Raw genomic sequence first — 8,318 nt, forward strand, 5'->3', positions numbered from 1 at the left:
AGTCTTTCAATCTGGTTTTCCAATTCTTTAATAAATTCATCCTCTGTCAAAGTAATGTTTGAGAATATCTTTTGCATTCTATCCATTTTTCCCAGATATTTGTCTATTCTGAGAGAAAACTGCTCAATATATTTCTCTTTAGTATACTTCCTGTTCAGCTCCCTTAAAAACAGTGTTTCTAAATCTTCGTAAAAAGGAATTTTGCCAACTGGTGTCTCAATTGCTTCAAACTCCCCGTGGACCCTTCCTTCAGCCCAGACCATCCATATTACCTTATCAATTTTTTCATTCAGAAAATGACCCTGATTATCCTTTAAAAAATAATTTGTAGCAAATATTTTTGGAACCCTTGATAGATTTTTTTTAAAAGATAAATAATTCTTTATATAATCTGCAAAAGGAATTGAAATAAAATCAAGGTTGGCCATTGGGTTATGCTTTCTAACGCCCTGCTTGCCAAGTGTTGCTGCAGTTGTTTCTGATTCAACTGTTGCACCAGTAAAAACACCATGATTCCAATCAATTGATTCCACTACTGGCATTGAAGTATCTGAATCTCTGCCTCCAAAAACAAAACCATCAATAGGCACTCCCTGTGGATTTTCAGCCTGCGGGTCTATGTTTACCAATTCATCTAATCGGATGGTATATCTGGCATTTTTATGTGATGGATCGATTAAATTGCCTTGCTCGTCTTTCTTCCCGGCATTCCATCGACCGCTATGGTTAAAACCTTTATCAGGAATATCTCTTCCCATGCCCAGCCAATAAGGTATCCCATTATTTACCAGCACATTGGAGAAAATTATTTCTCTCTCTGATGTTAATGCCTGATAAATGACCGGATCATCTTCCGGATTAACATCAGCAATAATGCCAAAAATACCTTTCTCTACATTAGCTGCTCTGACTTCACCTTTTACCTTCTTAAGATAAGCTATATCATCCCCGACAATGGTTTGACCTGGCAACATAGCAGTGCTGGTTTTGCCACAGGCACTGGGAAATGCACCTGTAAAATAGGTGGTTCTTCCTTTTTTGCCGTGTACCCCCATAATAAACATATGTTCTGCAAGCCATCCCTCTTCAGAAGCCTTCCTGATAGCTAATCTGAATGCCAATTTTTTCAAACCTATCGAATTTCCTGCATATTGGTTATTTACCGAGTAAACACTATTTGTTTCCAAATCCATATAGACTCTTCTCTTGTCAACATCTATACTGACATTGTTTTCCAGCCTTCCCGCAGAATGCAGAAAAAAGAAAAACTGGTTAGAAGCATTTAATCTCTTGAACCCCTCATAATTGCTTCTATAAAGCAAGTCTTCACTATGTGCAACATAAGCAGAATCAGTAATCTGTAATGAAGGAATTGAAAAGGAAGAATTCGTCGGACCTAAAGAAAAGAAACGTACTAACATTTCTTTGCCTTTCATGCTTCCTTTGAAATATGATTTTATTTCTTCTAAACCTTTATCTTTATCTATAGAATTAATATCTATACCCCAATTCACTTTCTTAGAAAGGAGGTATCGTGTATTCTCCTTATCTCTCCCCTGGTCATAATAACCATCAAAATGAATCGTGTGTCCTTCTACCTTTAATTTCTTTTCCTCTTTGTTTTTTAAAGCCAGCTCTTTAACATACTGAATATCTTCAGGGGCATCGGTAATCACCGTTACCTTTTCCGGTTGACATAACACTATTGCCTCTTCCACTCTCTGGATAACATAAGGATTGTCTAACAATTCAAGTTTTCTCTGATTAACCTGGTCCATGGTTTTGTGCTTCCTTTCCTTTAAATGAACAAATGGGTTTTAAAAAATGTTATTCCCATGCTGTAAGATTTGTTATTTTAATATATTAAACAAAACATAATTTAATCGTCAAGAATATTTCTATTTTTTTTAAATCTTTTCAGTTATTTTATATATTATCTTTTTGGTATTTTTTCTTTTTTACTCAGGCATTATTTTATTAAGAATAATTCCTACCAGTGCACCTAAGGCCATTCCTTCGATTTCAATTTGTCCGGTCCCTAACGGAATTGGTATTGAAACTCCGCCTAAAGATAAAATCAGGATCGTTGCTGCAATTATTAAATTTCTTGATTTTTCAAAGTTAACTTTGTTTTCAACTACTGTTCTCACTCCCACCGCTGCAATCATACCAAACAATATAATAGAAATACCACCAATTAATGCTCCAGGAATAGAGGCAATAATTGCACCTAATTTAGGTACTAACCCAATAATTATTGCGAATACAGCCGCGATGCGCATTACAATGGGGTTGTATACTTTTGTTAATGCCAATACCCCTGTGTTTTCTGAATAAGTTGTATTAGCGGGACCGCCGAAAAAGGCAGATACGGAAGTTGCCAGACCATCACCTAATAACGTCCTGTGTAACCCTGGATTTTTAACAAAATCTTTTTCTGCTGTTGCTCCAATTGCCAGTACATCTCCGATATGTTCAATAACCGTTACTAATGCAACCGGTGCTACAATCATAATAGCATTCCAGTTAAACCTGGCAATTGTAAACTGAGGGAACCCTAACCATTTTGCTTCAGCAATTGGGGTAAAATCAACCAGGCCAAATATCGCTGCAACAATATAACCAATTACTATTCCCAGCAAAACAGGGATAACTTTCAAAAAACCACGGGTATATGATGTTATTAAAACAACTATTAAAAAACCTACCAGTGCAAGCCACCAGTTCTCACTGGCCATATCAATGGCAGTGGGTGCTAATTTTAAACCTATGACCATAATTACCGGTCCTGTAACCACGGGTGGGAAAAAGGCAATGATTTTTTCAGGTCCAAAATGACTTACTAAAAGGGAAAATAGTAAATAGATTAACCCAGCGACAACGATACCTCCTAATGCATATGGAATACCAAATTTATCCGCTACTAACATAATAGGGGCAATAAATGCAAAAGAAGAACCTAAAAATGCAGGAACTTTATTCCCTGTTACTAAATGAAATAATAATGTTCCTACACCGGCCATAAATAATGCGACCGATATATCAAGTCCGGTAATAATGGGAACAAGTACTGTGGCACTGAACATGGTAAATCCATGTTGTAATCCAAGTATAATTGTTTGAGGTAAACCCTGTTTAGTGTAGTCAATAGTTTCTGGTTGCGGTTTTGAATTCATAAATCTCTCCTTTTAAATAATATTTTTCCTGGCATTTAAATTTCCAATTGATTATTTATACAATAAAACCCCCTTTCAGCGTGAGCTGATAAGGGGGTAGTGCTTTTTCCTTATCAGCCTCACAGGACTAATGTTAAAGGAATTATAAAAAAACCTCTAATCCAGAGAAACTGGAAAAGAGGTATAAATTCTAATGATTTTATCCCCTTATTAGTCTCTCTGAACTAACTTAAAGGGCATTTTTATCTTATTTAGAATATAACAAAAATTCTATTTTAGCAATGTTTTTTTAAAAAATATTCTATAAAATTATCTTTTGAAAATCTCCGGGATGATAGCCCAATAATATCTCTGCAATCTCTGTAAATAACACCGGATTACCACTTATAAAAAACTTATCAATTTTATGGTTCTGGTTATTAATTAATCTGTATGCTATGAGCCAATCATGTGCCTGTTTGACAGTAGCTTCAGCAGGATCGACCAATATGATTTGCTGGTTGATCTCTTTCTCGATATAGCTCCTTAAAAATGGGTAATGGGTGCAGCCAAGAATTAGCGTATCAATGCTATTATCAACTATTGGTTTTACACACTCTCCTATTAATGATTGGATCCTGCCTTTATTTCGCAGGGAGTTTTCTTCCATTTCTCTAATAACCTGATTACTGCAGGAATTACTGAAAGTAGTAATAGAAGGATTTATTTCTTTGATAATCTTTTCGTAACTTTTATTTCGGATTGTTACTTCTGTGCCGATTATGCCAATCCGGTTATTTTTTGTTCTGGTAGTTGCCTCTACTGCTCCTGGCTGGATTACTCCAATTATCGGAATGGTATATTTATCTTTTACTTTTTCCAGGGCTACTGCAGTGGCTGTATTGCAGGCAATGATTATTAATTTCGCATTCTCTTTAATTAAAAAATCTATAATAGACAATACATATTTAACAATTTGCTCATCTTTCTTTTCACCATAAGGAGCATGGGCAGTATCACCAAAGTAGATGATATTTTCCAGGGGCAATTGTTTTTTTACTTCTCTAAAAACACTTAAACCACCCAAACCGGAGTCTAATAAACCAATTGGTCTTTGTTCTTTACTGGCTTTTGTCAAAATAATTTCCTCAGTCAATTAAAAATTATTTTGCTAAAATTACAAAAAGATTAAAGTATGTATATTCAATAAGAAAATACCTAATTATATCAGTAAAAAAGCAGCCTAAAAAAACTGGCGGAGGGACTGGGATTCGAACCCAGACAGCTTACGCCTACACCGGTTTTCAAGACCGGCCCCTTGCCATTCGGACATCCCTCCGCAAATATTTATTTTCATGTAGTATTTGTTATGTAAAATATATAATTTTTTATACTAACAACTTCAATTTTTAATTGTCCAATGTTTATTGTATCAGAAATAAATTTATCGGCAACAAAATTTTACCTTAATTGCTAATTTTTTTCAAATCATCCATATAAGGACGAAGCGCATCAGGTATTGTTATCGACCCGTCTTTTTCCTGATAATTTTCCAGGATAGCTACCATTGTTCTACCAACTGCAATGCCTGAACCGTTTAATGTGTGTACAAAGTTCACTTTACCGGAATCCTGTGAACGGTAACGAATATTAGCCCGGCGTGCCTGAAAGTCAGTACAATTGCTACAGGAGGATATTTCCCGATACTTGTTTTGAGCCGGTAACCATACTTCTAAATCATAAGTTTTAGCAGCAGAAAAGCCAATATCTCCTGTAGAAAGATTAACAATACGATAAGGGAGCTCTAATCGTTGTAAAATAGTCTCAGCATTTTGAGTTAATTTTTCTAATTCCTGATAGGAATCTTCCGGTTTGCATAATTTAACCATCTCTACTTTGTTAAACTGATGCTGACGGATTAATCCTCTTACATCTTTTCCATAAGAGCCCGCTTCTCTTCTAAAACAGGCAGTATATGCAGTGTAATAAATAGGTAATTCTGCCTCTGATAATATCTCACCCTGATGAAGGTTGGTCAAAGGAACTTCTGCTGTAGGAACAAGATAAAGATCATCATTGGATTTAAATAAATCATTCTCAAACTTGGGTAATTGCCCGGTACCTGTCATAGTATTTGCATTTACCAAAAAAGGTGGAAACATTTCCTGGTAACCATGCTCTTTAGTATGAATGTCCAGCATAAAATTAATTAATGCTCTTTCCATTCGTGCTCCCATATTTTTCAATACGGTAAACCTTGCAGCAGAAATCTTGGCACCCCTTTCAAAGTCAAGTATATTAAGCTTTTCACCCAAATCCCAATGTGCCATCGGTTCAAAATCAAACTCTCTGGGCGTACCCCATTTTCTTACTTCAACATTGCTTTCTTCATCAGATCCCAACGGTACACTATCATCTACCATATTCGGGATTTCCAACAGATTTTTCTGTATCTGTTCCTCGATTGACTTAATCTCAAAATCCAATTCCTTAATTTTGGCAGATACTTCTCTCATAGCCAAAATTTTATCCTGGGCATCTTTTTTTTCTTTTTTTAAATGCCCGATTTCCTCTGATACCTGATTCCTTTCCTCTTTCAGGCTGGTTGCATCAAATAAAATCTTTCTTCTCTGTTCATCTAATTTTAAAATAGAATCAATTGTGTCTCCGTTCAATCCCCTTCTTTTTAACTTGTCTTTAACTAAACCCGGCTCTGAACGAATTAATTTTAAATCCAGCATACTTTATAAACCATCCTCTCTAAAATCTAAATAAAAACTTACCCTCTTTATCATATTCTAAATATTATCCTTTAATTACCCCTAATGGACGCATTCTTACAACTCTTTTAGAAATACCGCTTTTGTCCATCACATCTACTACCTCAGAAACATCTTTATAAGCATTGGACATCTCCTCAGCTAAAGTTGCCTTGCTCCTTGCTTTTACCAGAATATTTTTAGCCTTCAATTCAGCAGCTATATTCCGATTTTTCGCTTCTCTCTTCGCCTCACCGCGACTCATCACCCGGCCTGCTCCATGACAGGTTGAGCCAAAGGTTTCGTTCATAGCTTTTTTGGTCCCAATTGAACAAAACGAGAAACGCCCCATATCTCCCGGAATTAAAACAGGTTGACCGATATTCTTATATTTGATAGGCAATTCGGGGTGCTGTGGTGAAAAAGCCCTGGTAGCCCCTTTTCTGTGCACACATAACTCGACACTCTTACCATTATAGTAATGAAGCTCCTTTTTAGCAATATTATGCGCCACATCATATATTAATTTTAATCCCAATCGTTCAGAAGAAATTTGTAATATCTTACTAAATACTTCTCTTGTCCAGTGCATTATACATTGCCGGTTAGCCCAGGCAAAATTTGCTGCACAGCACATAGCCTGGTAATATTTTTCCCCTTCAGGAGAATTCACGGGCGCACAGGCTAACTGCTTATCAGGAAGATTAATATTATATCGCTGAACTGCTTTTTGCATTACAGACAAATGGTCAGTACATACCTGATGTCCAAAACCCCTGGAACCGGTATGAATTAAGATAGTAATCATCCCCTCTTCAAGTCCCAACTGTCGGGCAATTTCCGGCTGATAGATATGGTCAACAACCTGAACCTCTAAAAAATGATTTCCTGAACCAAGGGTTCCAAGCTGAGACAAACCCCGTTGTATCGCTTTCTTGCTGATAATATCCGGATTAGCCTGGTACATTCTTCCTTTTTCTTCTGTATAAGTAATGTCTTCCTTTTCACCATATCCTTTTTCTACAGCCCATTGAGCACCCTTTGCCATTACTTTTTTTATTTCCTGGAAATTTAATTTGATAATTCCTTCTGATCCGACTCCGGAAGGTATTTTTTTGTATAATGCCTCTATAATTTCAGGCAACTTATCTTTGATATCTTCAAATTTTATATTAGAACGAATCAATCTAACTCCACAGTTAATATCAAATCCTACTCCTCCCGGTGAAATTACGCCATCCTCAAGTCTGGTGGCTGCAACACCGCCAATCGGGAAACCATATCCCCAGTGAATATCAGGCATTGCCAAAGAATAACCCACAATTCCCGGCAGGAAAGCAACATTGGCTACCTGCTTGGGAGATTGATCTGCTATTATTTTCCCAATTAAATTATCTGAGGCATATATTCGTCCATTCACTCTCATGCCCGGGCATGATTCCTTTGGAATTTCCCAGATATTTGAATCAATTTGTTTTAAGATTTCTTCTAAATTACTTTTCATAAAGAATCCCTCTTCTTGGCTTCCCGGCTAAAAGAGTTTGAATTTTCCTGTATTTTTTAAAACCTGGTATAATATCAAATATCAAAAATAACAGTAGCTTCCCAATAACCTTTTTTATTTTTTATCACCTGCAGTTTATGATAGGTTACTGCTTTAATTTCCATCTCAATATTGTAGGGATAATCGATAATCTTTATGCCGTATGATTTAGCCTGAAGGCTATTGTTAGTTACATTTTCAATTATAAAATCATTTAAAATTACAAAATCAGTATTATGAATAAATAATAATTCACTCAACCATTCTACCAATAAATTCTCTACATCAAATCCATCACATTTTATAGTCCAGTATTGCTGATTTTTTTGCCTGGCTAATTCAGAAGAACCTGTAATAATAGAAAACATGCCACGAGCTGCATTTTGAAATAATGTTTTCTTTGTTTTCCCAAAAGCCTTTAATCCAACATCTGCCATATGTTCTATTAACTGATACTCTTTAGGCATAATTATAAAAACCTCTTAAACAAAAAACTCCCGCCTGGGGTAATTCTTACCTTAGGGACGAGAGTTAACTCACGTGGTACCATCCTAATTCAATAGAATAATTATCTATCCTTAATTAGAACAAATTTCTCTATTTATAAAAACCTGTATCGACTGTATTTTGTCATAGAGTAAGGTGGAATTCAATCACATTATTACCGTGTTCACACCTCTCACGGCTCTCTGGGAAATAAATATTGATATACTTTTCCTTTTATAACCTTTATTAGTACTTATTAAAGTATAAAATTTTTTACCTTTTCTGTCAATGTACCATATCAATCAGTAAGCCACTCTGTTCCTTCCACCCGGCTTTTCTTATATATCTGCTTACTTTTCTTTATTAAGGGAATAG

General features: G+C 35.7%; 6 protein-coding genes and 1 tRNA gene. All 7 read right to left on the minus strand.

Annotated elements, in window-relative coordinates; translation table 11 throughout:
- Positions 1-1,778, minus strand: a 1,778-nt coding sequence (locus tag PHQ99_07145; protein MDD4289345.1) for a phosphoenolpyruvate carboxykinase (GTP), incomplete at its 3' end; no start/stop codon positions are given.
- Between the two features lie 180 nt (positions 1,779-1,958).
- On the minus strand, positions 1,959-3,176 hold the full coding sequence (locus tag PHQ99_07150) for a solute carrier family 23 protein (GenBank protein ID MDD4289346.1): 1,218 nt from the start codon (positions 3,174-3,176) through the stop codon (positions 1,959-1,961).
- A gap of 301 nt (positions 3,177-3,477) precedes the next feature.
- On the minus strand, positions 3,478-4,293 hold the full coding sequence (murI, locus tag PHQ99_07155) for a glutamate racemase (protein ID MDD4289347.1): 816 nt from the start codon (positions 4,291-4,293) through the stop codon (positions 3,478-3,480).
- A gap of 115 nt (positions 4,294-4,408) precedes the next feature.
- Positions 4,409-4,494: transfer RNA gene (locus PHQ99_07160), tRNA-Ser, on the minus strand.
- A gap of 127 nt (positions 4,495-4,621) precedes the next feature.
- A complete protein-coding gene (gene serS / locus PHQ99_07165; protein MDD4289348.1) occupies positions 4,622-5,896 on the minus strand; it encodes a serine--tRNA ligase in 1,275 nt (424 codons plus the stop codon).
- 64 nt (positions 5,897-5,960) lie between these two features.
- Entirely contained in the window at positions 5,961-7,418 is a 1,458-nt protein-coding gene (locus PHQ99_07170; GenBank protein MDD4289349.1) for an RtcB family protein, read from the minus strand.
- Between the two features lie 74 nt (positions 7,419-7,492).
- On the minus strand, positions 7,493-7,924 hold the full coding sequence (locus PHQ99_07175; GenBank protein MDD4289350.1) for an archease: 432 nt from the start codon (positions 7,922-7,924) through the stop codon (positions 7,493-7,495).
- Positions 7,925-8,318: the final 394 nt, after the last annotated feature.

Source organism: Atribacterota bacterium, from assembly GCA_028703475.1.
Taxonomy (GTDB): domain Bacteria; phylum Atribacterota; class Phoenicimicrobiia; order Phoenicimicrobiales; family Stramentimicrobiaceae; genus JAQVMU01.